The 24,764-nt window shown below is 72.0% G+C and carries 20 protein-coding genes; 8 read left to right on the forward strand and 12 right to left on the reverse strand.

Going from position 1 to position 24,764, the window contains the following annotated elements:
• Positions 1 to 16 precede the first annotated feature (16 nt).
• The gene (locus OEIGOIKO_RS12435; RefSeq protein WP_125054088.1) at positions 17 to 979 is read right to left on the reverse strand and encodes a 2-hydroxyacid dehydrogenase; all 963 of its coding nucleotides are present in this window, start codon (positions 977 to 979) and stop codon (positions 17 to 19) included.
• 87 nt (positions 980 to 1,066) lie between these two features.
• On the opposite strand from OEIGOIKO_RS12435, the gene OEIGOIKO_RS12440 reads away from it, so the two are divergent.
• The 3 genes from OEIGOIKO_RS12440 (at position 1,067) to OEIGOIKO_RS12450 (ending at position 3,847) form a co-directional block, all read left to right on the forward strand.
• A complete protein-coding gene (locus tag OEIGOIKO_RS12440) occupies positions 1,067 to 2,059 on the forward strand; it encodes an aldo/keto reductase (protein ID WP_125054089.1) in 993 nt (330 codons plus the stop codon).
• A 312-nt stretch (positions 2,060 to 2,371) separates the two neighbouring features.
• Positions 2,372 to 3,547, forward strand: coding sequence for a PQQ-dependent sugar dehydrogenase (locus OEIGOIKO_RS12445; protein WP_125054090.1), 1,176 nt, complete (start codon positions 2,372 to 2,374; stop codon positions 3,545 to 3,547).
• Between the two features lie 117 nt (positions 3,548 to 3,664).
• Complete coding sequence (locus tag OEIGOIKO_RS12450; protein WP_125054091.1) at positions 3,665 to 3,847, forward strand: DUF6191 domain-containing protein; 183 nt, start codon at positions 3,665 to 3,667, stop codon at positions 3,845 to 3,847.
• Positions 3,848 to 3,900: 53 nt separating this feature from the next.
• Here OEIGOIKO_RS12450 and OEIGOIKO_RS12455 read toward each other — a convergent pair whose 3' ends face one another.
• The 3 genes from OEIGOIKO_RS12455 to OEIGOIKO_RS12465 all read right to left on the reverse strand — a co-directional run bounded on the left by OEIGOIKO_RS12455 (position 3,901) and on the right by OEIGOIKO_RS12465 (position 9,368).
• Complete coding sequence (locus tag OEIGOIKO_RS12455; RefSeq protein WP_125054092.1) at positions 3,901 to 4,539, reverse strand: hypothetical protein; 639 nt, start codon at positions 4,537 to 4,539, stop codon at positions 3,901 to 3,903.
• Between the two features lie 177 nt (positions 4,540 to 4,716).
• On the reverse strand, positions 4,717 to 6,984 hold the full coding sequence (locus OEIGOIKO_RS12460) for an MMPL family transporter (protein WP_125054093.1): 2,268 nt from the start codon (positions 6,982 to 6,984) through the stop codon (positions 4,717 to 4,719).
• 245 nt (positions 6,985 to 7,229) lie between these two features.
• Positions 7,230 to 9,368 carry a phosphocholine-specific phospholipase C gene (locus tag OEIGOIKO_RS12465; protein ID WP_125054094.1) on the reverse strand — a complete coding sequence of 713 codons (2,139 nt, stop codon included), beginning with the start codon at positions 9,366 to 9,368 and terminating at the stop codon, positions 7,230 to 7,232.
• A gap of 220 nt (positions 9,369 to 9,588) precedes the next feature.
• Here OEIGOIKO_RS12465 and OEIGOIKO_RS12470 point away from each other — a divergent pair, with 220 nt between their 5' ends.
• From OEIGOIKO_RS12470 to OEIGOIKO_RS12485, 4 genes are all read left to right on the forward strand, one after another.
• Positions 9,589 to 10,758, forward strand: coding sequence for a helix-turn-helix domain-containing protein (locus tag OEIGOIKO_RS12470; RefSeq protein ID WP_125054095.1), 1,170 nt, complete (start codon positions 9,589 to 9,591; stop codon positions 10,756 to 10,758).
• Between the two features lie 322 nt (positions 10,759 to 11,080).
• Positions 11,081 to 11,356, forward strand: a complete 276-nt coding sequence (locus OEIGOIKO_RS12475) for a hypothetical protein (protein WP_246177320.1) — start codon at positions 11,081 to 11,083, stop codon at positions 11,354 to 11,356.
• Positions 11,353 to 11,628: a DUF7848 domain-containing protein gene (locus tag OEIGOIKO_RS12480; protein WP_125054096.1), complete on the forward strand. Its 276-nt coding sequence runs from the start codon at positions 11,353 to 11,355 to the stop codon at positions 11,626 to 11,628. Before OEIGOIKO_RS12475 ends, OEIGOIKO_RS12480 begins: the two co-directional genes overlap by 4 nt.
• A 139-nt stretch (positions 11,629 to 11,767) precedes the next feature.
• Complete coding sequence (locus tag OEIGOIKO_RS12485) at positions 11,768 to 12,061, forward strand: hypothetical protein (RefSeq protein ID WP_125054097.1); 294 nt, start codon at positions 11,768 to 11,770, stop codon at positions 12,059 to 12,061.
• Between the two features lie 72 nt (positions 12,062 to 12,133).
• Here OEIGOIKO_RS12485 and OEIGOIKO_RS12490 read toward each other — a convergent pair whose 3' ends face one another.
• From OEIGOIKO_RS12490 to OEIGOIKO_RS12500, 3 genes are all read right to left on the reverse strand, one after another.
• Positions 12,134 to 13,066 (reverse strand): hypothetical protein, encoded by a 933-nt coding sequence (locus tag OEIGOIKO_RS12490; RefSeq protein WP_125054098.1) that lies wholly within the window; start codon positions 13,064 to 13,066, stop codon positions 12,134 to 12,136.
• Positions 13,063 to 14,499, reverse strand: coding sequence for a guanine deaminase (guaD, locus tag OEIGOIKO_RS12495; RefSeq protein ID WP_125054099.1), 1,437 nt, complete (start codon positions 14,497 to 14,499; stop codon positions 13,063 to 13,065). Before guaD ends, OEIGOIKO_RS12490 begins: the two co-directional genes overlap by 4 nt.
• A 319-nt stretch (positions 14,500 to 14,818) precedes the next feature.
• Positions 14,819 to 16,465: an FAD-binding protein gene (locus tag OEIGOIKO_RS12500; protein WP_125054100.1), complete on the reverse strand. Its 1,647-nt coding sequence runs from the start codon at positions 16,463 to 16,465 to the stop codon at positions 14,819 to 14,821.
• A gap of 344 nt (positions 16,466 to 16,809) precedes the next feature.
• Between OEIGOIKO_RS12500 and OEIGOIKO_RS12505 the strand changes: the two genes are divergently transcribed.
• Positions 16,810 to 18,558, forward strand: a complete 1,749-nt coding sequence (locus tag OEIGOIKO_RS12505; RefSeq protein ID WP_125054101.1) for a chitinase — start codon at positions 16,810 to 16,812, stop codon at positions 18,556 to 18,558.
• 77 nt (positions 18,559 to 18,635) lie between these two features.
• Here OEIGOIKO_RS12505 and gatB read toward each other — a convergent pair whose 3' ends face one another.
• From gatB to OEIGOIKO_RS12530, 5 genes are all read right to left on the reverse strand, one after another.
• Positions 18,636 to 20,144 (reverse strand): Asp-tRNA(Asn)/Glu-tRNA(Gln) amidotransferase subunit GatB, encoded by a 1,509-nt coding sequence (gene gatB, locus OEIGOIKO_RS12510; protein WP_125054102.1) that lies wholly within the window; start codon positions 20,142 to 20,144, stop codon positions 18,636 to 18,638.
• Positions 20,145 to 20,168: 24 nt separating this feature from the next.
• Entirely contained in the window at positions 20,169 to 20,411 is a 243-nt protein-coding gene (locus OEIGOIKO_RS12515; RefSeq protein ID WP_030018300.1) for a hypothetical protein, read from the reverse strand.
• Positions 20,408 to 21,901: an Asp-tRNA(Asn)/Glu-tRNA(Gln) amidotransferase subunit GatA gene (gene gatA, locus OEIGOIKO_RS12520; RefSeq protein ID WP_125054103.1), complete on the reverse strand. Its 1,494-nt coding sequence runs from the start codon at positions 21,899 to 21,901 to the stop codon at positions 20,408 to 20,410. The genes OEIGOIKO_RS12515 and gatA overlap by 4 nt, the downstream gene beginning before the upstream one ends.
• Positions 21,902 to 21,906: 5 nt before the next feature.
• Positions 21,907 to 22,203 carry an Asp-tRNA(Asn)/Glu-tRNA(Gln) amidotransferase subunit GatC gene (gene gatC / locus OEIGOIKO_RS12525; RefSeq protein ID WP_003984986.1) on the reverse strand — a complete coding sequence of 99 codons (297 nt, stop codon included), beginning with the start codon at positions 22,201 to 22,203 and terminating at the stop codon, positions 21,907 to 21,909.
• Positions 22,204 to 22,509: 306 nt separating this feature from the next.
• A complete protein-coding gene (locus OEIGOIKO_RS12530; RefSeq protein ID WP_125054104.1) occupies positions 22,510 to 24,627 on the reverse strand; it encodes a putative bifunctional diguanylate cyclase/phosphodiesterase in 2,118 nt (705 codons plus the stop codon).
• Positions 24,628 to 24,764: the final 137 nt, after the last annotated feature.

The raw sequence follows: 24,764 nt of genomic DNA on the forward strand, positions 1-24,764 counted from the left end.
GGGGTCCGGGAAGGTTTCACCCGGCCGTAGCCACGACGTTGCTCAGGGGATCACCGGAGGCGAAACGTGTCAGCTGGTCCCTGACGAGGCGCTTGGCGCGGGGCAGGAAGGCAGAGCTGGGGCCTCCGACATGGGGAGTGACGAGCACGCCGGGAGCGTGCCACAACGGGTGCCCCGCGGGCAGCGGTTCCGGGTCGGTGACGTCCAGCGCCGCCCGCAATCGCCCCGATTCGAGTTCGGTGAGAAGCGCCTCCGTGTTGACGACGGCGCCGCGCGCCACGTTCACCAGCAGCGCGCCGTCCTTCATGCGCGCCAGGAAGTCGCTCCCGACCAGGCCGCGGGTGGCGTCGGTGAGCGGCGTGGTGATGATCACGACGTCCGCCGCGGGCAGCACGGCGGGCAGTTCGGCGAGCGGAAGCACGGGCCCGCGCACGGTCTCACGTGCGGTGCGCGCAATGCGCGCCACCCGCGCACACTCGAAGGGCGTGAGCCGGTCCTCGATCGCACTGCCGATCGATCCGTACCCCACGATGACCACCGTCTTGTCGGCGAGGGCGGGCCGGAACCCGGCGAGCCACCGCCCCTCGTCCTGGCCCCGGACGAAGTCCGGTATGCCGCGCAGCGAGGCGAGCGTCAGGGTGAGCGCCAGCTCGGCCGTACTGGCGTCGTGCAGGCCGCGGGCGTTGCACAGCCGGGCCCCGGGAGGCAGCTGGTGCAGGGCGGGCAGCAGGTGCTCGACCCCGGCGGTCAGGGACTGCACGGCGCGCAGCCCCGTCATCTCCGTCAGCGGGCGTATGCACACCTGCGGATCCTTCATGTACGGGACCACGTAGAAGGCGCAGCGGGCGGGGTCGGCGGGGAACTCCGGCCCGGCGTCCCAATGGACGTAGTCGAATCCGTCCGGGAGTCCGCCGATCTCGTCGGCGGGGATCGGGAGCCATACGTCGTTCGCGGGGGTGCGCGGGTCTGCTGGTGCCATGGCCAGAGGCTATGCGATGCCCTCCGGGGTCAGACGTTAGTTTGGTCAGGCCCTTGACCGGGGGCGAGGGGATGGAGGCACGACCACGTGGAGCGCAGGACAATCGGGGCCACAGCGCTCGAAGTGGGTGCAATCGGACTCGGCTGTATGCCGATGAGCTGGGGGTACACCGAGTCGCAGCGCAACGGCGAGAGCTCGCTGCGCACCGTGCACACCGCGCTCGACCAGGGCTGCACCCTCCTCGACACCGCTGACATGTACGGGCCGTTCACCAATGAACTGCTGGTCGGCCGGGCCCTGAAGGAGCGCCGCGCGGATGCCTTCGTGTCGACCAAGGTCGGGCTGCTGGTGGGCGAGCAGCACATCGTCGCCAACGGCCGGCCCGGCTACGTGAGACGGGCGTGCGACGCCTCGCTGCGCCGCCTGCAGACCGACTGCATCGACCTGTATCAACTGCACCGCACCGACCCCGAGGTACCGATCGAGGAGACCTGGGGCGCGATGGCGGGCCTGGTGGCCGCCGGGAAGGTGCGGTCGCTGGGGCTCTGCGCGGTGGGCGCGCGCGCCGGGCGCCGCCGGGGCACGCGGCTGTACGACGGGACGCTGCGACAGCTGGAACGCATCCAGCAGGTGTTCCCGGTCAGCAGCGTGCAGGCCGAGCTGTCGGTGTGGTCCAAGGAGGCGCTGGAGACGCTGCTGCCGTGGTGCGTCACGCGCGGCGTCGGGTTCCTCGCGGCCATGCCGCTGGGGAACGGTTTCCTCACCGGCACGCTGACCCCTGGGCAGGGCTTCGAACCGGAGGACATACGGGCCCGGCACCCGCGCTTCACGGCCGAGATGATGGCCGCCAACCAGCCGGTGGTGGCCGGGCTGCGCCGGGTGGGCGCGCGGCACGGGGCCACGCCGGGGCAGGTGGCGCTGGCATGGGTACTGGCGCAGGGGCCGCACGTCGTGCCCGTACCGGGGACCAAGAAGGAACGCTGGGCCGCCGAGAACGCGGCGGCGGCCGGGCTGACACTGGACCGCCGGGACCTCGCGGAGATCGCGGCACTGCCGCCGGCGCGGGGGTCGTGGGACTAGCGGGGGAGCAGGGTGCTGCGGGGTACGGCGGGGCCCGGGTGGCGAGGCCGGGGCTGCGACGCCGGGCCTGCGACGCCGGGCCTGCGACGCCGGGTACGGGTCCGGGGCGGCCGGGCCGGAGTCGAGGCCCGGGGCGGAGGCCCGGGGGTGATCGGGCCGGAGTGGGAGCCCCGAGGCGACCGGGCCGAAGCGGGAGCCCGGGGCAGCCGGGCCGAAGCGGGAGCCCGGGGCAGCCGGGCCGGAGTGGGGGCCTGACTTGAGGGGTGCGGTGTGATGTCGTAAGGCGGGTTCCGTCGACGAGAGGACTTCGCCGTGCAACGACGCTCCGTGACCTCCGTGTTGGCCGCTGCCTCGCTGCTGCTGGCGGCGGGGTGCTCCTCCGGGGGCGCCCCCGGCCCGGCCGGCTCCCACGCGGCTTCGTCCGCCGCCCCGACCGGCGCTTCGTCCCCGGGCGGCACCCCGGCCTCCCCGTCCGCCTCCGCGCCGCCCGCCAAGGGGACGGTGAAGGTCGTCAGCACCCTGACCACCGGTCTCGCCTCACCCTGGGGAGTGGCCGCGCTGCCCGGAGGTGACCTGCTGGTGTCCTCGCGGGACACCGGGAAGATCTTCCGGGTGGCGGCGGACGGCGGCCGCAGGACCGAGCTGGGTACGGTGCCGGGGGTCGCGCCGGGCGGCGAGGGCGGGCTGCTGGGGATCGCGGTGGCACCGTCGTTCGGCCGGTCCCCCCAGGTGTACGCGTACTTCACCACCGAGTCCGACAACCGCATCGTCCGGCTGAACTACGACGCGAAGAAGCAGCCCGGCAGTCAACTGGGCGCCCCTGACACGGTCCTGAAGGGCATCCCCAAGGGCCAGATCCACAACGGCGGCCGGATCGCGTTCGGCCCGGACAAGATGCTGTACGCGGGCACCGGCGAGACCGGCGACACCGGCCTCGCCCAGGACCGGACGTCGCTGGGCGGCAAGATCCTGCGCATGACACCGGACGGCGAGCCGGTGCACGGCAACCCGGACGCCGGCTCGGTGGTGTACACGTACGGCCACCGCAATGTGCAGGGCCTGGCCTGGGACGCCGAGGGGCGGCTGTGGGCCGCGGAATTCGGGCAGAACACCTGGGACGAGCTGAACCTGATCGAGCCGGGCAAGAACTACGGCTGGCCCGAGGTCGAGGGCAAGGGCCGGGGCGACGCCCGGTTCGTGGACCCGGTGGCGCAGTGGAAGACGGCGGACGCCTCACCGAGCGGCATCGCGATCGCCGAGGGCTCGGTCTGGATGGCGGGGCTGCGCGGCGAACGGCTGTGGCGGATCCCGCTCGCCGGGCGGCAGGCGTCGGCGCCGCCGCAGGCGTTCCTCCAGGGCGAGTACGGGCGGCTGCGTACGGTCGTGGCGGCCCAGGACGGCGGGCTGTGGCTGGTCACCAGCAACACCGACGGGCGCGGGGAGCCGAAGCAGGGCGACGACCGGATCCTGCGGCTGGACGTGAGCTGACGGGAGGAACGCGTACAGGCCCGCACAGGTACGGCCAGAACCGCCCGTTCCGCTTCGATGGTGCCTACACTCGTCGTACGGAGCCGTACGGACCCGTCCGCGTCGTCAGGGGGCAGGATGTTCAACCTGGTGGAGGAGCTGTTCGCGCCGGGGCGCAAGCACACCGACGAGGAACGGCGCCGGCTGACCCTGGTGGTCACCGACACCGGCGACAGTGATCCGGGCAAGGGACCGATAGACCTGTCCTCGGGCAAGGTCACCGTCCGCCTGCCGGAGCAGGAGCCGTCGCGGCACACCTGAGGGCGGGCGGGCCGGACACGCGTTTCCGGCACACCCGCCTCGTGTACGGCCCCTCAGGAACCAGGCGTTCCGGCGCCCGCCTTGGGCAGTGAGGGCAGGCTGGCGAAGAGGTCGAAGTACATGCCCGCGGAGACGATGAGCCCCAGGACGCCGAGGGCGAGTCCGCCCCAGGCCACGGCCCGTACCCAGGTCGGACGGGGCCGCAGGAGGACCAGGCCCGCGACGACGACGGCGAGCAGCGCGAAGATCGCGTTGACGAGGGCGTGGGTGTGCCAGGGGGCGCCGTAGACGGTGCCGATCTGGTCGGTGGCCTTGCCGGTCTGCAGCTTGATCTGGCCGAGCAGCGTCTGGCGCTCGGCCAGCACCGTGCCGACCCAGGTGCCGGTGAGCGAGGCGAGACCCAGTCCCGCGGCGACGACGGAGCCGGCGCCGGACGCCACCGAAGCGGTCGCGGTGGCGGCGGGCGTCACGTCGGCGTCCGCGGTCTCCTCTCCGACCGCCCCGTCTGCCCCGTCTGCCCCGTCTGCCCCGTGCTGCTCGTCGGTGCCCGCGTCGGCCGCGGCACCGGACGGCTTCTTCCCGTCCGCCTCGGCGGCCTCGGACGCCCCGTCGGCCTCCGTCGTCCCGGTGGCCGCGTTGGCCTCGTCGGCCTTCGTGTCGGCGGTGCGCTCTTCGGTCTTGGTGGTGTCCATGGGCGCGACCGTAGGTGCCGGATCTGAGAGACGTATGAGAATTCCCGGGGCGCGGGGGAAACCGGCCGTGACGGCGGACGCGAGAGCCGCACGGAGCGTACGGAGGGGCGGGGTACGAGGCGTACGGAGACGGGCTGCGGCGGACTGCGGGACGTACGGCGCCGACGCGCCCGGCCACTACTTCCGTACCAGCCCCTCGCCGCCCCGCCGCGCCCCCGGAACAGCAAGCGGAACCGCAACCGGAACCGGCGGCACACCCTTCGCGCCCGAGCCCGCAACCGGGTCGGCGCCCGCCCCCGCCTCCCCCGGCGGCTCGATGCTGATCCGCGGCAGCCGCCGCTCCAGCCACCCCGGCAGCCACCAGTTCGCGCCACCGAGCAGATGCATCAGGGCGGGGACGAGCAGGGTGCGCAGCACGAAGGCGTCCAGCGCGACGGCGGCGGCCAGACCGATGCCGAACATCGCGATGATGCGGTCACCGCTGAGCACGAACGCCGCGAACACCGCGATCATGATGACGGCGGCCGAGTTGATGACCCGGCCGGTCTCGGCGAGCCCGACGCGGACCGCGCGGCGGTTGTCGCCGGTCAGCCGCCATTCCTCGTACATCCGGCTGACCAGGAAGACCTGGTAGTCCATGGACAGCCCGAAGAGCACCGAGACCATGATCACGGGCAGGAAGGGCTCGATCGGGCCCGCGCTGCCCAGCCCGAGCAGTTCGCTCCCCCACCCCCACTGGAAGATCGCGACCACGATTCCGAAGGAGGAGGCGACGGCCGCGATGTTCATCGCGGCGGCCTTCAGCGGTATGCCGATGCTGCGGAACGCGAGCAGCAGCAGGACGCAGCCCAGACCGATGACGACGCCGACGAACAGCGGCAGCTTGCCGACGATGACGGAGGCGAAGTCGTCGTAGCTCGCCGTCACCCCGCCGACGTGGACCTTCATGCTGGTGCCCTCCCCGGCTTTCGGCAGGACGTCGGCGCGCAGCCGTTCCACCAGGTCGGAGGTCTGCCGGGACTGCGGGGAGCCGTCCGGTACGACCGTGATCACGCCCGTGCTGCCGCTGCCGTCGAACTCCGGCCCCTGGACCCGCGCCACGCCCGGTGTCCCGCGCAGCTCGTCCGGCAGCCGGTCGAAGGCGAGCCGGTCCTTGGCCCCGTCGAGGTCGCCGACCAGGGTCAACGGCCCGTTGGAGCCCGCCCCGAAGCCCTCGCCGAGCAGGTCGTACGCCTGCCGGGTGGTGCTCGTGGCGGGGTTGTTGCCCTGGTCGGAGGTGCCCAGGTGCAGGGACAGGGTGGGCAGCGCGAGGATCAACATGACGACGGCCGCGGCCGCGCCCAGCAGTTTGGGGTGGCGCTCGACGAAGCCGGACCACCACGCCGCGAAGCCGGCCGGCGGCTCGGGGCTGGGCCCGTCGGCGGCCAGCTGCCGCCGTTCGCGCCGGCTCAGCGCCCGCGGTCCGATGGCGCCGAGCAGGGCCGGGAGCAGGGTGACGGAAGCGACGACGGTGAGGACGACGGTCAGCGAGGCGGCGATGGCGACGCCGTTGAGGAAGCCCAGCCGCAGGACGAGCATCCCGAGCAGGGCGATGCAGACGGTGGCCCCGGCGAAGACCACCGCGCGCCCCGACACGCTGACCGCGCGCTCGGCGGCCTCCGCGACGGTGAGGCCGGATTTCAGCCCTCTGCGGTGCCGGGTCACGATGAAAAGCGCGTAGTCGATGCCGACACCGAGGCCGATGAGCATGCCCAGCATCGGGGCGAAGTCGGCCACCGTCATGGCGTGGCCGAGCAGGGTGATGCCCGCGGCGGCGGTGCCGACGCTCACCACCGCCGTGACGAGCGGCAGGAGCGTGGCGGCCAGCGAGCCGAAGGCGAGGAAGAGGACGACGGCGGCGGCGCCGAGTCCGATCAGTTCGGCGAGCTGGGCGCCCGAAGCCTCGGTGACGGCGATGCCGGCGCCGCCCAGCTCCACCTGGAGTCCGTCGGCCGATGCGGCCCTGGCGGTGTCCACCACGCGCTGGACCTGGGCCTTGTCCAGGTCCTCGGCGGGCGCGTCGAAGGCGAGGTCCGCGTAGGCGGTGTGCCCGTCCTGGCTGATCTGCCCGGCACCCTGCGGCCCGTACGGGCCGTGCACGGACGCGACGCCGGGCAGCCTCGCGATCTTGTCGAGGGTCTGCTGGAGATCCTTCTGGACGGCGCCCGCGCGTACGGTGCCGGACTCCGTGTGCCACACGATCGTGTCGCGGTCCCCGGAACGGTCCGGGAAGGCCCGCTCCAGCAGGGCTCCGGCCCGCCCCGATTCCGTGCCGGGGACGTCGTAGTGGTCGGAGTAGGCGGAGCCGGCGGCTCCGGCGGCCGCGGTGGCTCCCGCGAAGGCGGCGAGCCAGAGCACGATCACGACGATGCGGCGCCGCAGGCACCACCGGGTCAGTGCGGTCATCAAGCTCTTCGTCTGCTTCCCGGGTCAGGCGCCGATGTCTCCCGGGGTGTACCCGTGGTGCCGAACGCGTAATGGAGGGGGAAGCACGGGACCACCGCCTGCCGACGAAGGGGCGGCGGGCCCGTACCTCTTGCAGAGTGACAGCAGGAAAAGATCCATTGACCCTTTTGTGGACTTCCCCACAACGGGAACGGGAAGCGGAACCCGGCCGGTGACCGCGGACGGCCGGTTCCGCCCGTCTCCGGTCAGCCGGTGACCGACTCCTTCCCGTTCTCGATGTGCCCCATGAAGCGGCGGCGGAAGGACGCGTCCTGTGCGACGGACAGGTCCAGGTCGTACCAGCCGTGCGCCGGTGCCGCGGAGTGCGCGACGGTACGGGTGCTGCCGGCCCGGACCTTGATCTCGCGCACCTTGGCATCGCCGTACGCCAGCGGCTTCAGAGAGAAAGTGAGGTCGGTGCGCCCCTTGTTGACGAGCGTGAGGTGCAGCTCCCGCCGGTGCACGTCCAGGCGGGTGCCGATCCGCACCGCGGCGGCCGCGCCGGCGGCCGTGCCCGCGTGCTCGCGCCGGAACCCGTTGGGACCCGTGAGGGTGAAGCGGTACGCGCCGTCCTTGACGGGCACCTCCCAGTCGGCCCGGCCCAGCACGTCACGGTGCTGCGGCGTGGCGTACTCCCCCGCGTACGGGTACAGCGCGAAGTGCGCGCTCTCCCGGCCCCCGTTGCGCACCGCGAGCCGGAAGCGCCCCGCCCGCGCGTCGTACGCGCCGTCCGCGTCGGGCTGGTACGGCAGCGGGCGCGCGGGCCGGGTGCCCGGTTCCTGGCGCGGCAGCTGCTGCTCGCGCGGCGGGCGCGGCGACCAGCGCCCGCTGAACGGCGGGATCACGCCGGGCCGCTCCACGGCGGGCTGCCGGCGCCCGCGCGAGAAGTCGAAAGCGGCGGTCAGGTCGCCGCAGACGGTACGCCGCCAGGCGCTGATGTTGGGCTCCCGCACGCCCGTCCAGCGCTCCAGGAAGCGGACGATCGAGGTGTGGTCGAAGACCTGCGAGCAGGCGTAACCGCCCACCGACCACGGCGAGATCACCAGCATCGGTACGCGCATCCCGAGCCCGGTCGGCTTGCCGTCCCAGAACTCGCCCTCCGTACCGGCCGGCGGCACCGGCGGCGGTACGTGGTCGAAAAAGCCGTCATTCTCGTCGTACGTCAGGAACAGCGCGGTGTGCCGCCACACGTCCGGGTTCTTCCCGAGGGCGTCCAGCACCTTGTAGACGATGGTGGCGCTGGCGACCGGCGAGGACGAGCCGGGGTGCTCCGAGTCCGCCGCGGAGGGGACGATGTAGGACACCTCTGGCAGCTTGCCCGCGGCGACATCGGCGGCGAAGGCGGTGGCCGTGGAGTCCGGCTCGCCGCGGCGCAGCGCGCGCTCGAAGAGACTGCGATCCGCCGCACTCAGCGCCCGCACCCCCTCCTCCAGCAGCCCCTGCAAGCGCTTGCGCTCCGCCTCACCCGCCGCCGCGATCTTCCCGTAGAACGCGGTCATGTTCTGCACGCCGCCGCCCACCTTGGCCAGCGCCTTCTTCATGACGGCCTTGAAGGTGGCGTAGAACTCCAGGTTGTTGTCGGTGAAGTTGTCCCACTCCTGGTAGACGCGCCAGCTGCGCCCGGCCTTCTCCAGGCGCTCTGCGTACGTGGGCCAGGTGTAACCGGTGTGGGTGTCCTCCGCGTACGCGTCGTTGCCCACCGCGCGCTTGCCGGAGCCCGGCTCAAAGCCGGTCCAGCCGCTGACCAGGTGGTTGCGGTTGGGGCTGGTGGAGGAGTGGATCGAGGAGTGGTACGCGTCGCAGACGGTGAACGTGTCGGCGAGCTCGTAGTGCAGCGGTACGTCCTGGCGGTCGTAGTGGGCCATGGTGGCGGCCGTCTTCGCGGTGACCCAGTTGTCCATCCACCCGTCACGCCAGGCCTTGGCGCCGCCGCCCCACTCGTGGTTGAGCGCCCCGATGTACTGGAGGTCCTTCTTCTGGGCCGCCGCGGCCTCGCGTACGGAGAACGGCAGCACGGTCCCGGCACCGGCCACGCCCGGCTGCTCGAAGACGCTCCGGTTGCCGCCGGGCAGCTGGACGGCGTTGCGGTCGGCGTAGCCGCGTACGCCACGCAGCATCCCGAAATAATGGTCGAAGGAACGATTCTCCTGCATCAGCACCACGACGTGCTTGATGGCACCGAGCCCACCCCGGCCGTGCCCGTGCCCGTGCCCGCGCTCGGCGGCGGCCGGCCCGGCGGCCAGCGCCTGCTGGAGCGACGGCGGCAGCAGGGAAGCGGCGGCCGCCGCACCGGCCGTCGCCGCGCCAAGTCCCATGACCCGTCTGCGAGATACCTCGGATGCCACGCTCGACCTCCCAGTCGACTGCCCACGGTCGGGCAATGGTTCACATGCAGCCCATTGGCTGGTGCGAGCGGGACGGTAGTGGAGCGGGGTGGCGGGCGACAGGTGTCGGGGTGACGTTTTCGAGAACGGATGGTTCCGGTTCCGGTTGTGGATGAGCGAGGCGGGGGGAGCCGGGTCCTTTCGCGTACCCGGGGCGGGGCCCGAGCCGTACGCTCGGAACATGAGCACTGCGGGGCAGAGGGTCAAAGAAGTCCGCAAGCGTCGCGGGCTGTCACAGCGTGAACTGGCGGACGCGTCGGGAGTCTCGCTCTCGGCCATCCGGAAACTCGAACAAGGAGAGCGGGAAACCGCCCGCCTGGAGACTCTGCGCAAGCTCGCGCACGCGCTGAGGGTGCCGACGATGCGTCTGGCCGGCGCACCCGAACCGGAGGGCGCCGGCGCGGACACAGTGGACCGGTGGTCAGCCGTCCGGGAGGCGCTGGAGCGTCCCCCCGCCGTACTCGGGCCGGACGACGAACCGCCGACCGTCAGCGGAGTACGCGCCGCCTTGGCTGACACAGCTCCGCTGTTCTCCGGCGACCAGTACACGGCGCTGTCGGTACTGCTGCCGCCCTTGCTGCGGGATGCCGACGCGCTGGGCACGGAGGGCCGGGCGGTACGGGTGCGGCTCCTGCAGCTCGCCGGCTGGCTCATGGTCCAGACCCGGCAGTTCAACGTCGCCGAGACGGCCCTGGAGCGAGCCCTGGACGACTCGGCGAATCGCATGGAGGGGGCTGCCACCGTCAACACGCTGTGCTGGCTGCTGCTGCGGCAGGGCGAGCTGGCGAAGGCTTACGACCTGGCCGTCAAGTGGGCCGACGAAACCGAGCCCCGGATGTCCCGCGCGACCCCGGCGGAGCTGAGCACATGGGGCTGGATGCTGCTGCGCGTGTCCGCTGCTGCCGTACGGAACTCACGGCCCGGCGACGCGGAGGACGCGCTGAAGCTGGCCACGGCGGCAGCGGTCGCGCTGGGGCGTGAGCACGCGCCGAACAACGACTTCCTCCGCACGTTCGGGCCGACCACGGTCAAGCTCAAGGCCGCGGAGAACGCCAGTGTGATCGACCGGCCCGACATGGTGCTCCGCATCGCCGAACGCGTGCCCGTCTTCAGCCTCAAGCCCACGTCGAACAACCGCAACCGCCACCTGCTGGACGTGGCCGACGCGTACGCGAAGACCGGCGACTACGCCGAGGCGTTCAGCAAGCTGGAGCAGATCCGGGCCGACAGTCCGGAGTGGCTGCCGAACCAGCGGTACGCCCGGGACATCCTCGGCCGAGTGGCCCAAGGGCGCCGGACGTTGACGGCGGACATGCGGGCCATGGCCGACGTGGTGGGCCTGCCGCTCTAGCCCTTGTGGCACTTCCTCCAAGCGGGTCTCCGAAGTGCCACAGACAACAGAGAGTCGCCGTTCCTAGCGTTGAGTCATCGGACCACGCGAGGGGACGGCGATGAACCATGGCCTATGACTGGGCTCTCACCACGGGCACGTACGCGGTGGACACGACCAGGCGCCGAATCGGTGAGGTACGCAGACTCCTCGAAGGGACCGCGTACCTCGTTCCGCCGGGTGGCGGTGCGGAGTGGGAGGTCGGGCGCGACCAGTTGCGTGAACCCACTGACGAAGAACGCGCCCGGGCCCGCACCTGGACGCGCCCGGTAGGGAGCCGGCCATGAGCCGCCCCTGCCTCCCGGCGCACCGCAGCTGTCCGGAACCGCCGGTCGAGCTCCCGCTGCGGGCCCCGTCACTGAAGCCGGCCCCGGTCGAAGGCTGCGCGGTGTGTGCGCACGCCGCGGCATGGCGGCAGGCGTACCGGACGGGAAACGGCACGGCGGACGGCTACACGAACCGGTCGGCGGCCGTGGACTGCTCCCTGGAGATCCGCAACCACCCGCACGAGCCGCGCGTGACACGGCTGCCGGTCGACGCCCCGGCGGGTCGCCCGTGAGCGCCCGCAGCGTGATCCGCGCCGTACGCCACACCATCGGCACCCACCCGCAGAGCGAAATCACCCTTACGGCGCACTGCCTGAGCGGCGGATGCGGGTGGACGCTGGCGGCGACCGCCGACCTGAAGGCCGCCGACCTGGCGATGATGACGCACACGGGCCGGACGGGCCACCCGGCGTTCGCCCGGACCTACGAGGACGTGGCGCTCGTACGCCGCCTGGAACTGAACGAGGGGCAAGCGGGCATTCCACCGCTTCCGACGCCCCACTGAGTCCCCGTTCCGGTCGCGGCGAACTGTTCGCACACCCCGAGGCCAGGCGGCTGCGGTCCCATCAACCCCGGAGAGTGCGCGACACATGGCGGCGGTCAGGGCAGCTGAGCTGCCGCACCCCGGCAGAGAAGGTGAGCGTATGGAGGCGGAAGAAGCCCGGCACGTGGAGGCCGTGCTGAGGCGGCTGGGTGTCGCTGGAATTGTCGCGCCGGAGGATCCGGAGCGCGCGGCAGGGGCATGGCGGGTCTACGACAGCCCGGATCTCGGGAGGCGGAAGGACATCACCCCTGATGTGTTGGTGGCCGTCGTCGTCCAGTTCAGGAAAGCCGAAGCCGAAGCCGGGCCTGAAGCCGAAGCTGATCCGGGGCCCGCCCGGCGCGCTGACGGTGGCGGCCCCACCCGGGGTTTCATCATCCCGCCCGGCGGAAACTGACCGCCCGCGCATCCGCCGGCCACCCGTCCGGCCGGGCCGGCCGGGCCCGGCCGATGTGCGGGCCGTGCGGTCTCAGCCCCGGTACACCAGGTGAAGGAGGCCGGAGTAGGGCGCGGTGTCGAGGCCCGGGGCCGATTGGGTGGAGGGGCCGGGCTGTTCCGTGCTCCAGCGTCCGTCGAGGAACTTGATCCAGTGGAGTTTTCCCCGGCCGGAGTCCGGGCCCCGGTGGTAGACGCAGTAGAGGCCGTCGTTGTACCGGGAGAGGCCGGGCGTCCGGGCGTCCTTGACGGGCCTGTCGTGGACGTCCTTGACGCGCTGGTCCTGGCTCCATTCCCCCGTCTTGCTGTCATACGTGATCCAGTACAGGCAGTCGTCCGCGCCGTCGTGCAGGCAGTACAGCAGGCCCTTGTACCGTTCGACGGCGAGTGCCCGCTTGACGGGGATGCCGCCGGGGATCGGGCGGTCCTCTCCCCAGGTTCCGGCGTGGGTGTCGTAGGTGATCCACTTGAGCCGGCCGTTCTCGTCGTCGTGCACGCAGTACACGAGGCCGTCGTAGACGGTGAGTTCGGGTGGGAGCGACGAGCGGACGATGCTGTGTTCGCTGTCCTCCAGCGCCTGCCAGTTGCGCCATCCGGCTTCCTCGCCCTCCGTGTTGTAGCGCGACCACCACAGGCTGGCGTCCTTGCTGCTCCGGTGGTTGACGCAGTACAGGAAGTCGTTGGCATGCGTCACCGCGGGGGCGCCGGCGCAAGGCACCGTACGGCCGTCGGCGTCGTGGACGGGTTCGTCGTCCCGCCATTTGACGGGGTCTGCGGCGGTGTGGGTCCACCACAGGGTGCTGGAGCTGCCCGCCATGTCCTGGTGGAAGCAGTACAGCAGGTCTTTGTACGCCTCGACGGCGGGCGCGAAACTCGACTCGGCGCCGGGGACCTCGGAGGTCGGCGTCCAGCCCTTGGGGTTGTTGTCGTAGGAGGTGTACCGCAGTTTGGCGGCCTTGGTGGTCATGATCGGTCTCCTCGTGTGTCGGTCGGGCGAACGGGCAGGGGTCCGGGGCAGGCGTCCCGCCGGTGTGCGAGCCGTCCGGCGAGGTACGTGGCCAGGACGGCCCGGTCGTCGCCCATGACCGCGAGGGAGAACAGCAGGTCGTTGACGGAGTCGACGTCGGCGGTGCGGGCGTCCAGCTGCGGGGTCGCGGCGGGGTCCAGCACGACGAAGTCGGCCTCGTGGCCCGGTTCCAGCGATCCGACCAGGTGGTCCAGGCGCATCGCCGTCGCCGAGCCCACGGTCGCGAGGTAGAAGAGCTTGACCCCGTCCATCGGGTAGCCGCGCAGCGCGCCGACCTTGTATGCCTCGCTCGCGGTCTGGAGCAGGGACAGGCTGGTGCCCCCGGCGACGTCGGAGCCGAGTCCGACGGGGACCCGCCGGCTCCGTCTGGCGGCTCTTTTCATGCGGAAGAGGCCGGAGCCCAGGAACAGGTTCGAGGTCGGGCAGTGCGACACGCCGCTGCCGGTGTGGTGCAGGCGCTCCCACTCCCGTTTGCGGAGGTGGACGGCGTGGGCGAAGACCGCGCCGGGGCCGAGCAACCCGTGTTTCTCGTAGACGTCGACGTAGTCGCGGTACCGAGGGGGCGGGAACAGCTCGGCCACCTTGGCGACCTCCCAGCGGTTCTCCGCCAAGTGGGTCTGGAGGAGGGTGCCGGGATGCTCGCGCCACAACGCGCCCGCGACCCGCAGCATCTCGGACGAACAGGTGTAGGCGAAACGCGGAGTGACCGCGTAGACGCTGCGGCCGACCCCGTGCCACCGTTCGATCAGTTTCCTGGACTCCTCGTAGGCCTGCTCGGGGGAGGAGTCCAGCACGTCGGACGGGGCTTTGCGGTCCATCAGGACCTTCCCGGCCACGAGCCGCATCCCGCGGCCCACGCTCTCCTCGAAGAGCGCGTCGACCGACTGCGGAGAGGTGGCGCAGTGGACCATGGCCGTCGTCGTGCCGTTGCGCAGCAGCTCGTCGCAGAACAGGGCGGCGATCGGCCGGGCGTAGGAGGCGTCGGCGAACCGCCGCTCCTCCGGGTAGACGTAGTCCCGGAGCCAGTCGAGCAGTTCCTCGCCGTATTCGGCGATGATCCGCACCTGGACGTAGTGCGCGTGGGAGCCGACGAGTCCCGGGAGGATCAGCTTGTCGCGGTAGGACTCGACGGTCACGCCCGGCGGGAGGTCGCGAACGAGACGGCCGTGGTCCCCGGCGGCGACGATCTTCCCGTCGTGGCAGACCAGCAGCCCGTCGTCCACGTACACCAGCGCCTCGTCGCTGGACGTCAGGAACGGGTCGTCGCGGAACCACACGAGGCGGCCCCGGACCGCCGTCGTTCCCTGACACCCGCTGGGCCCGCCGGAGGGCCGGTCCGGGCATGCGGCGTCAGGTGCGCATGAGGATCGCATGGCGGCTGACTCCTAGCGGCGCAACGGCCACAAGACGAGGGTGCCGAGCGGGGCCGGGCCGGCCGCGGGCAGGGAAGCGCGCTGCCGATGGCGGTGCGCTCGGTCCCGGGTGGACCCGGCAGCGGGAAAACGGATCACCGCAGGTCAAGTTACTGCGAGGAACGACAGCTCAACCATAAGCACGGGCCGCACCGTCCGCACGCCGGGTGCGCCGCCGGAGCCGTGGCGTGCAGGAGCGGGCGGTGGCTCCACTCGGGGCTTCATCGCCCCGAGTGGAGCGGGACCACCGACCCGGCGCCCGCTCCGGGCCCGGGTCACGTCACCCGGGCAGCCGCACCGACAACGCGTGCCGGAACTCGTCGCGCGGGTCCCAGCGGGCCTTGATCCGCTGGAGCCGCGGGTAGTTGTCCTTGTAGTAGAGCGTGTGCCACGGGACGCCGGAGGTGTTCAGCTCCGGGTCGGCCAGGTCCCGGTCCGGGTAGTTGATGAAGGAGCCGTCGCTGACCGGGCCCGGCACGGGGACGCCGCCGGTGTCCGCGTACACGTCGCGGTAGAAGGCGCGGAGCCAGGCCAGCGGCTTCGCCCCGGCCGCCTCCGCGCCCTCCCAGCTGGTCATGTAGACCGCCTTGAGGATCGAGTCCCGCTGGGCGACGGCGGTCGCGTCCGGTGCGACGGTGTTGACCTTCCCGCCGTACGAGACCAGCCACAGCGCCCCGGAGATGTTCTCCGAGACCGGGCCCGCCAGGTGCCGGTGGAGCGCGGTGAGCTGCCGCTCCGTGTACCCCTTGCGCAGGTAGCCGCACTTGACCTTGTACGGGGCCGGCTCGGTTTCCTGTACGAGGGCGACCGCCGCCAGCCAGGGCCTGACCGCGTGCTGGACGGCCGGCTCGGCGCCTGTCCCGCTGCCGACGGCATCCACGTAGGCGCGCATCCGCCGCTCCGCGTCCGGCAGCGTGGCGTCCAGGTGTCCCACCAGGGAGAGGGTGCCGGTGTGGCGGCTGTTGAGCATCAGCACGCTGAACATGTCCGTGGAGGGCGAGTCCGGGGCGCTGTTGTGCTCATGCCAGGTGCCGTGGTTGCGCACCAGGCGGGTGAAGGCGCGCTCGTCGACGTCCTTCCAGTTCCAGGTCGCGGAGAAGCTGAGGACGGACGCCGGGGCCTTGGGCAGGAGCTGGGCGGGATTGTCGCCCCGGGCCCGCGGGTCGCGGAACCAGTAGCGGGTGACGATGCCGAAGTTGCCGCCTCCGCCGCCGGTGTGCGCCCACCACAGGTCGTGGTTGGGGTCCTTGGGGTCGCGGGTGGCCACCACGGCGCGGGCCCTGCCGTCGCGGTCCACGACGACGACCTCGACGGCGTACAGGTGATCCACGGACAGCCCGTACCGCCGCGAGAGGGTGCCGTACCCGCCGCCGAGGACGTGGCCGCCGACGCCGACCTCGGCGGTCGCGCCGGCCGGGATGGACACGCCCCAGCCGAGGAACAGCGCGCGGTAGACCTCGCCGAGCAGCGCGCCGGGCTCGACGGCGAACGCCCGCCGGGCGGCGTCGTAATGGACCGCGCGCATGGGCGAGGTGTCGATCAGGGCGCGGACGGAAGGGTCGTCGACGAAATTCTCGAAGCAGTGGCCGCCGCTGCGTACGGCGATGCGCTTGCCGTCCCGTACGGCCTGCTGCACCGCGGCGACGACCTGCTCGGTGGTGCTCACGACGTGTACGCGGTCGGGTTTGCCCACGAAGCGGCCGTTGGAGCCGCGCCGGGTCAGGGAGGCGTAGCGCGGGTCGTCGGGGCCGAGGGTGACCAGGCCGGGGCCGGTGCCGGAGCCGGTGCCGGGCGGGCGGACCGCGGCTGCGGAGGCCGCGTCCGACGAGCCCGCCGCGGCCGCGATGCCCGGCGCCGCCAGGGCCGCGGCCGTTCCCCCCAGCGCCGCCGCTCCCGCGAGCAGGCTCCGGCGCTTCACTTCACCCATGGCCGCGCTCCCCCGTAACCCTGCTGTCTTCGACGGTGGTTGATGTTGTCGCACCTCTCCACCATCGGGCCCGCCGGGCGTCGGTTCATCGTCCACGGTGACCACCTGTTCCCTAGGGAGAAGGATGTACGCCGTGCGCCGCCTCCCCTCCCTCAGGAGGGCACGCGGGCGGCGCGCATCCTCCCGGAGAACGGTTCGTGACATCGGGACGGTGCCACCGACGCCGACGGAACATTTCACAAAGTCTTGACAACCGCATTGGTCTGGACCATTTTGTGCGCAACGCCTGCCCCGCCTCCGGGCCGGGCGGACGGCCCTTCCGGGCCCCGGACTTGGAGACAGCCATGCCGCACCCCCTCGTGTCCCGCACCCCCCGCTCCCGCCACAGACGGTGGCTCACCACCGCCTTCACCGGGCTGGCCGCTGCCGCCCTCGCCGTCACCGGCACCGCGGCCGGCGCCTCGGCGGCCCCCCACGCCGCCGCCGGTGCCGCCGCCGACGTCAACAACGCCAAGAACCCCGGGTTCGAGTCCGGGCTGTCCGGGTGGACGTGTTCGGCGGGCGCCGGGTCCACCGTGTCCTCCCCCGTGCACGGCGGCACCTCGGCGCTGAAGGCCACGCCGGCCGGCTCCGACCAGGCCAGATGCTCGCAGACGGTGGCCGTCAAGCCCGGCTCCACGTACACGCTGAGCGCGTACGTCCAGGGCTCGTACGTCTACCTCGGGGCCAGCGGCACCGGCACCACCGACGTGTCCACCTGGGCGCCCGGTGCCACCACCTGGCAGCAGCTGAAGACCACCTTCACCACCGGCCCCTCCACCACCTCGGTCACCGTCTACACCCACGGCTGGTACGGGCAGTCCGCCTACTTCGCGGACGACATCAGCGTCTTCGGACCGGACGGCGGCGGTAACGGCGACCCGGGCGATCCGGTTCCCGACGCGCCCACCGGCCTGGCCGCCGGGGCGGTCACCTCGTCCTCCGTAGCGCTGTCCTGGAGCCCGGCCAAGTACGCCACCGGGTACAACGTCTACCGCGACGGCGCCAAGGTCCAGGCGGTCACCGGAACGTCGGCCACCGTGACCGGCCTGAGCCCGTCCACCGCGTACCGCTTCCAGGTCGCCGCGACCAACGCGGCGGGCGAGTCCGCGAAGTCCGCCGAGGTCACCGCCACCACGTCCCCGGGTGGCGGCAATCCCGGCCCCTCCGTGCCGAAGCACGCGGTCACCGGCTACTGGCAGAACTTCAACAACGGCGCGACCGTGCAGAAGATCAGCGATGTGCCGGGCCACTACGACATCATCGCGGTCTCGTTCGCCGACGCCACCACCACGCCCGGCGCGATCACCTTCAACCTCGACTCGGCGGGCCTGGGCGGCTATACGGTCGAACAGTTCAAGGCCGACATCAGGGCCAAGCAGGCGGCCGGCAAGAACGTCATCCTGTCCGTCGGCGGTGAGAAGGGCACCATCTCCGTCAACGACGCCGCCTCGGCGAACAACTTCGCCAACAGTGCCTACGCCCTGATGCAGGAGTACGGCTTCAACGGCGTCGACATCGACCTCGAAAACGGCATCAACCCCACCTACATGTCGCAGGCCCTGCGCTCGCTGTCCCAGAAGGCGGGCAGCAAGCTCGTCATCACCATGGCCCCGCAGACCATCGACATGCAGTCCACCCAGGGCGGCTACTTCAAGACCGCGCTGAACATCAAGGACATCCTCACCGTCGTCAACATGCAGTACTACAACAGCGGTTCGATGCTCGGCTGTGACGGCAAGGTCTACTCGCAGGGCACGGTGGACTTCCTCACCGCCCTGGCCTGCATCCAGTTGGAAGGCGGCCTCGACCCGTCCCAGGTGGGCCTCGGCGTCCCGGCCTCCACCCGCGCCGCCGGCGGCGGCTACGTGTCGCCCAGCGTCGTCAACAGCGCGCTGGACTGCCTCACCAAGGGCACAAGCTGCGGCTCCTTCAAGCCCGCCAAGACCTACCCGTCCCTGCGCGGCGCCATGACCTGGTCCACCAACTGGGACGCGGCGACCGGCAACGCCTGGTCCAACGCGGTCGGGCCGCACGTGCACAACCTGCCGTAACGGCGGCATGCAGGCCTTAGCGGCGGCATGCAGAGGGGCGGCACACCGGTGGTGTGCCGCCCCTCGCGTACCGGGTGTCAGCCCTCGACGCCCAGCTTCTCCAAGATCAGCTCGCGGACGCGGGCCGCGTCGGCCTGGCCGCGGGTGGCCTTCATGACCGCGCCGACCAGCGCGCCGGCCGCCGCGACCTTGCCGCCGCGGATCTTGTCGGCGATGGCGGCGTTGGACTCGATGGCCTCGTCGACCGCCTTGCCCAGCGCGCCCTCGTCCGAGACGACCTTCAGGCCGCGCTTCTCGACGACGGTGTCCGGGTCGCCCTCGCCCGCGAGGACGCCCTCGATGACCTGGCGCGCCAGCTTGTCGTTGAGGGAGCCCTCCGCGACCAGCGCCGCGACCCGCGCGACCTGCTCCGGAGTGATGGGCAGGGCGGCAAGGTCGGTGCCGTCCTCGTTGGCGCGGCGGGCCAGCTCGCCCATCCACCACTTGCGGGCGGCGGCGGAGTCCGCGCCGGCCTCGGTGGTGGCGACGATCAGGTCCACGGCGCCCGCGTTCAGGATCGACTGCATGTCGTGCTCGGAGACGCCCCACTCCTCGCGCAGCCGGTTACGGCGTACGCGCGGCAGCTCGGGCAGGCCCTTGCGCAGTTCCTCGACCCACTCGCGGGACGGGGCCACCGGCACCAGGTCGGGCTCGGGGAAGTAGCGGTAGTCCTCCGCCTCCTCCTTGACCCGGCCGGGGGTGGTGGAGCCGTCCTCCTCGTGGAAGTGGCGGGTCTCCTGGATGATCGTGCCGCCCGAGGACAGCACGGCCGCGTGCCGCTGGATCTCGAAGCGGGCGGCCCGCTCGACGCTGCGCAGCGAGTTGACGTTCTTCGTCTCGGAGCGGGTGCCGAACTTCTCGGTGCCCTTGGGGCGCAGCGACAGGTTCACGTCGCAGCGCATCTGGCCCATCTCCATGCGGGCCTCGGACACGCCCAGCGCCTTGATGAGCTCGCGCAGCTCGGCGACGTACGCCTTGGCGACCTCGGGGGCCCGCTCGCCCGCGCCCTGGATGGGCTTGGTGACGATCTCGATGAGCGGGATGCCGGCGCGGTTGTAGTCCAGGAGGGAGTGCGAGGCGCCGTGGATACGGCCCGTCGCGCCGCCCACGTGGGTGGACTTGCCGGTGTCCTCCTCCATGTGGGCGCGCTCGATCTCCACGCGGAAGATCTCGCCGTCCTCCAGCTGGACGTCCAGGTACCCGTCGAAGGCGATGGGCTCGTCGTACTGCGACGTCTGGAAGTTCTTCGGCATGTCCGGATAGAAGTAGTTCTTCCGGGCGAAACGGCACCACTCGGCGATCGAGCAGTTCAGCGCCAGGCCGATCTTGATCGCGGACTCGACGCCGACCGCGTTGACGACCGGCAGCGAGCCGGGCATGCCGAGGCAGGTGGGGCAGGTCTGCGAGTTGGCGTCGGCGCCCAGGGACGTCGAGCACCCGCAGAACATCTTGGTCTTGGTGCCGAGTTCGACGTGCACCTCAAGACCCATCACAGGGTCGTAGGTGGTCAGCGCGTCCTCGTACGACACCAGTTCAGTGACGGTCACGGAAAACTAACCTCTCAGTCCCGCTCAGCCCGCGAGCACGTCGTCGTCGCCGAGACGACGCAGATCGCGGATCAGCAGCGCGACTCCGGTGGCGATGGCGGCGGCGGAGACGACGGCGTCCAGGAGCTGGAGCCGGTCCTGCTCACCCTTGGCCGCCTTCGCCTGCTTCACGACGCTCACCGCACCGAACAGCGTGGTGCCGATGGACAGATACGTACCGGCCTTGGACTTCTTGAAGCCCTTGGCCTTCGCAAGCTTTCCACTCACAGGGACGGTGCCTCCTCAAGCAGCGGGTGCCCCCAACGGGCGGTGAACGCGGCCTCGACCGCGGCACCGACCTTGTAGAGCCGGTCGTCGGCCATGGCAGGGGCGATGATCTGCAGCCCCACCGGCAGCCCGTCCTCGGGGGCCAGGCCGCAGGGCAGCGACATGGCCGCGTTGCCTGCCAGGTTCGTCGGGATCGTGCACAGGTCGGCGAGGTACATCGCCATGGGGTCGTCGGCGCGCTCGCCGATCGGGAAGGCCGTGGTGGGCGTGGTCGGCGAGATCAGCACGTCGACCTGCTCGAAGGCCTTCTCGAAGTCCTGGGTGATCAGGGTGCGGACCTTCTGCGCCGAGCCGTAGTACGCGTCGTAGTAGCCGGAGCTGAGCGCGTACGTGCCGAGCATCACGCGGCGCTTGACCTCGGGGCCGAAGCCGGCCTCACGGGTCAGGGCGGTGACGTCCTCGGCCGACCGGGTGCCGTCGTCGCCGACCCGCAGGCCGTAGCGCATGGCGTCGAAGCGGGCCAGGTTCGAGGAGCACTCGGACGGCGCGATCAGGTAGTACGCCGACAGGGCGAGGTCGAAGGACGGGCAGGAGATCTCGACGATCTCCGCGCCCAGCTCGCGCAGCACCTCGACGGACTCGTTGAAGCGCTGCATGACGCCGGCCTGGTAGCCCTCGCCGGAGAACTCCTTGACGACGCCGACGCGCATCCCCTTGACGTCGCCGTTGCGGGCCGCCTCGACGACCGGCGGGACCGGCGCGTCGATGGAGGTGGAGTCCAGCTCGTCGTGGCCGGCGATGGCCTCGTGCAGCAGGGCCGCGTCCAGGACCGTACGGGCGCAGGGCCCGCCCTGGTCGAGGGACGAGGAGAACGCCACCATGCCGTAGCGGGAGACCGCGCCGTAGGTGGGCTTGACGCCGACGGTGCCGGTGACGGCGGCGGGCTGGCGGATGGAGCCGCCGGTGTCCGTGCCGATGGCGAGCGGGGCCTCGTAGGCGGCGAGCGCGGCGGAGGAGCCGCCGCCGGAGCCGCCGGGGATGCGGGTGAGGTCCCAGGGGTTGCCGGTCGGGCCGTAGGCGCTGTTCTCGGTGGAGGACCCCATGGCGAACTCGTCCATGTTGGTCTTGCCGAGGATGACGACGTCGGCGGCCTTCAGCTTCTTGGTCAGCGTCGCGTCGTACGGGGGGATCCAGCCTTCGAGGATCTTCGAACCGACGGTGGTGGGAATGCCCTCCGTGGTGAAGATGTCCTTCAGGGCGAGCGGGACGCCGGCCAGCGGGCCCAGCTTCTCGCCCCGCTCGCGCTTGGCGTCCACCGCACGGGCCTGGGCGAGGGCGCCCTCGCGGTCCACGTGCAAGAAGGCGTGCACCTTCTCGTCGACGGCCTCGATGCGGGCCAGGTGCGCCTCGGTGACCTCGACGGCCGTGACCTCGCCGGCGGCGATCTTCGCCGCGATCTCGGCGGCGGTGAGCTTGATCAGATCTGCCATGTCGGTCACTCCTCCCCCAGGATCTGCGGCACCTTGAAACGCTGCTGTTCCTGGGCCGGGGCGCCGGACAGCGCCTGCTCGGGCGTCAGCGACGGACGGACCACGTCCGGGCGCATGACATTGGTCAGGGGCAGCGGGTGGGAGGTCGGCGGTACGTCTTGGTCGGCGACCTCGGAGACGCGGGCGACCGCGCCGATGATGTCGTCGAGCTGTCCGGCGAAGTGATCGAGCTCTTCGTCCTTCAGCTCCAAGCGCGCCAGCCGGGCGAGGTGGGCAACCTCCTCGCGCGTGATGCCAGGCATGCAGCGATCCTCAGGGTGAGTGTCTTGGCTGTGTTGTCCGGGCCAATCCTATTGCGTAGCCGACAGGGGTCCGAAACGCATTCCCGGAGGGCCCGGCGGAGGGGCGCCCGGAAGGCGGCGGGGGCCGTGGGACGGCGGGGCGATGGGAACTGCGAGGCCGTGGGACGGCGGGGGTGCGGGGCGGCGCGCCGTGACGGGGGTGGGGGTCGTGGGGCGGTGCGCCGCGAGGGCGGCAGGGCCTGGGCCGGGGCGGCCGGGCCTGGGCCGGGGCGGCCGGGCCTGGTCGGACGACGCGCCGGTCAGAGATCAGATGACGCGCTGGTCGGCTTCCTCGACCGCCGTGGCGCGCTCGTGCTGGGGCTCGGCGGCGGGGCGCTCCGCCTCGCGCTGCCACCCGCGCTCGCCGCGGGCCCGCAGCCAGGCCGTGGTCTCGTCCGGCGGCATCGCGGCGGCGACCAGCCAGCCCTGTACGGCGTCGCAGCCCAGGTCGCGCAGCCGTTCCCAGGTCTCGTCGTCCTCCACGCCCTCGGCGACCACCAGCAGACCGAGCGAGTGGGCCAGGTCCAGGGTGCAGCGGACGATCTCGGCGTCCTCGTTGTCCACGGCGAGCCGGGCGACGAAGGAGCGGTCGATCTTCAGCTCGCTGACCGGCAGGCGGCGCAGGTGGACGAGGGAGGAGTAGCCGGTGCCGAAGTCGTCCAGGGACATCTTGACGCCGTGGCCGGTCAGCCCGGCGAGCGTGTCGGCGGCCCGCTGCGGATCCTCCAGCAGGACGTGTTCCGTTATCTCCAACTGGAGTGAGCCCGGGGGCACCTGATGGCGGGCCAGCCGCGCGGCCACCGCGCCGGCGAAGCCGGGGGTGTGCACGTCGCGCGGCGAGACGTTGACCGCGACCGGTACCTCCAGGCCGGACGCGCGCCACCGGGCCACCTGGGCGAGCGCGGTCTCCAGGACGTACTCCGTCAGGCGCGGCATCAGCCCGGACGACTCGGCGATGGCGATGAACTCGTCCGGCGGGACCCTGCCGCGCTCCGGATGGACCCACCGGACCAGTGCCTCCAGCCCGGCCACGTGCCCGTCGAAGCCGACCTTGGGCTGGTAGTGCAGCTCCACGTCGCCGGCGTCCAGCGCGCGGCGCAGATCACCCAGGAGGCCCAGCCGGTCGGGAGTGTTGCCGTCCCGCTTGGCCTCGTACACCTCGACGCCGCTGCGGTCCCGCTTGGCCTGGTACATGGCGACGTCCGCCCGGCGCAGCAGGCCCTCGGCGTCCAGGGCGTGGTCGGGGAAGACCGCGACCCCCGCGCTGGCTTCCAGTACGAGGGTGAGGCCGTCCAGGTCGAGCGGCGAGCCGAGGGCCGCGACCAGGTTGCGGGCCACCCGCTGGGCGCTGGTCAGGGAGTCGGCGGTGGGCAGCAGGACCGCGAACTCGTCGCCGCCGAGCCGGGCGACCTCGGCGCCGCGCGGCAGCGCGTGCCGCAGCCGGTCGGCTATCTGGAGCAGCAGCCGGTCGCCGGCCAGATGGCCGAGGGTGTCGTTCACCGAACGGAAGCGGTCGAGGTCGATCAGGACCAGGGCGGAACGGGCGCCGATGCGCTCGGCGTCGTCCAGCGCGGTCCAGGTGCGCTCCAGCAGCCACTGCCGGTTGGGCAGGCCGGTCAGCGGGTCGCGCAGCTGCTCCTCGGCGCGGGCGCGGGCGATCCACAGGGTGGAGTCCAGGGCGATCAGCGGTACGGCGAACATCGGCAGCAGGAACGGCGCGTGCACGGCGGCCACCACGATCAGCGGTGAGATGCCGAGCAGCGCCACGCCGACCAGGGCCTGGCGGGCCAGCGCCGTCCGGGCGACGGTGGGCAGGCTGCCGCTGCGCGACGCCATCGTGAACCACAGCAGGGCGCGGGTGACGACCAGGTAGGCGGCGGCCGCGACCAGGATGTCGGGGAGTACGGACAGGTCCCAGGCGGCGGGCTGCCAGGGGTGTTCGACGGTCGGTACGACGTGGAAGGCGGCGAGGCCCAGTGCCGCGGCGCCGATCCCGAGGATGTCCACCGCGCCGTGCAGCAGGGCCTGTCGCCAGCGGTGCCGCCGCGCGGCGCCGACCAGCAGCACGACGGCGACACTCACCAGGACGGCGGGCACCCAGCCGTACAGCAGCAGGACGGCGAGGGCCAGTGCCGCGCCCGAGCCCGTGCCGCCCCACCAGCGGTCGCGGCCGAGGGCGACCAGGTGGCCCACGATGACGCCGGTCAGGATCGCCAGGGCCCAGCCGACGGCGCCTTCCGGGAACAGGGCCCGGCCGGCGCCGAGCGTGCGGATCACTCCCGCCGCGAGCGCGGTGCCCGCCACCAGCACGACGGCCGCGGGCAGCGCGGGCACGACGAGCCGGCGGAGCCGCGACGCCGGAGCGGCGCTGTCGGTCGGTTTCATTCCGATACCTCTCACAGCCGGCTGTGCCCGCGCCACGGCAGGCGCACACCTCAACAGTAGGCCGCAGAAGGCCGCCGCGGGCAGCGATCGGCAGCGGTTGCCCGAATGCGACCCGGCCATCCGGAACCATCTGCTAT

The organism is Streptomyces paromomycinus, from assembly GCF_003865155.1.
Lineage (GTDB): Bacteria > Actinomycetota > Actinomycetes > Streptomycetales > Streptomycetaceae > Streptomyces > Streptomyces chrestomyceticus.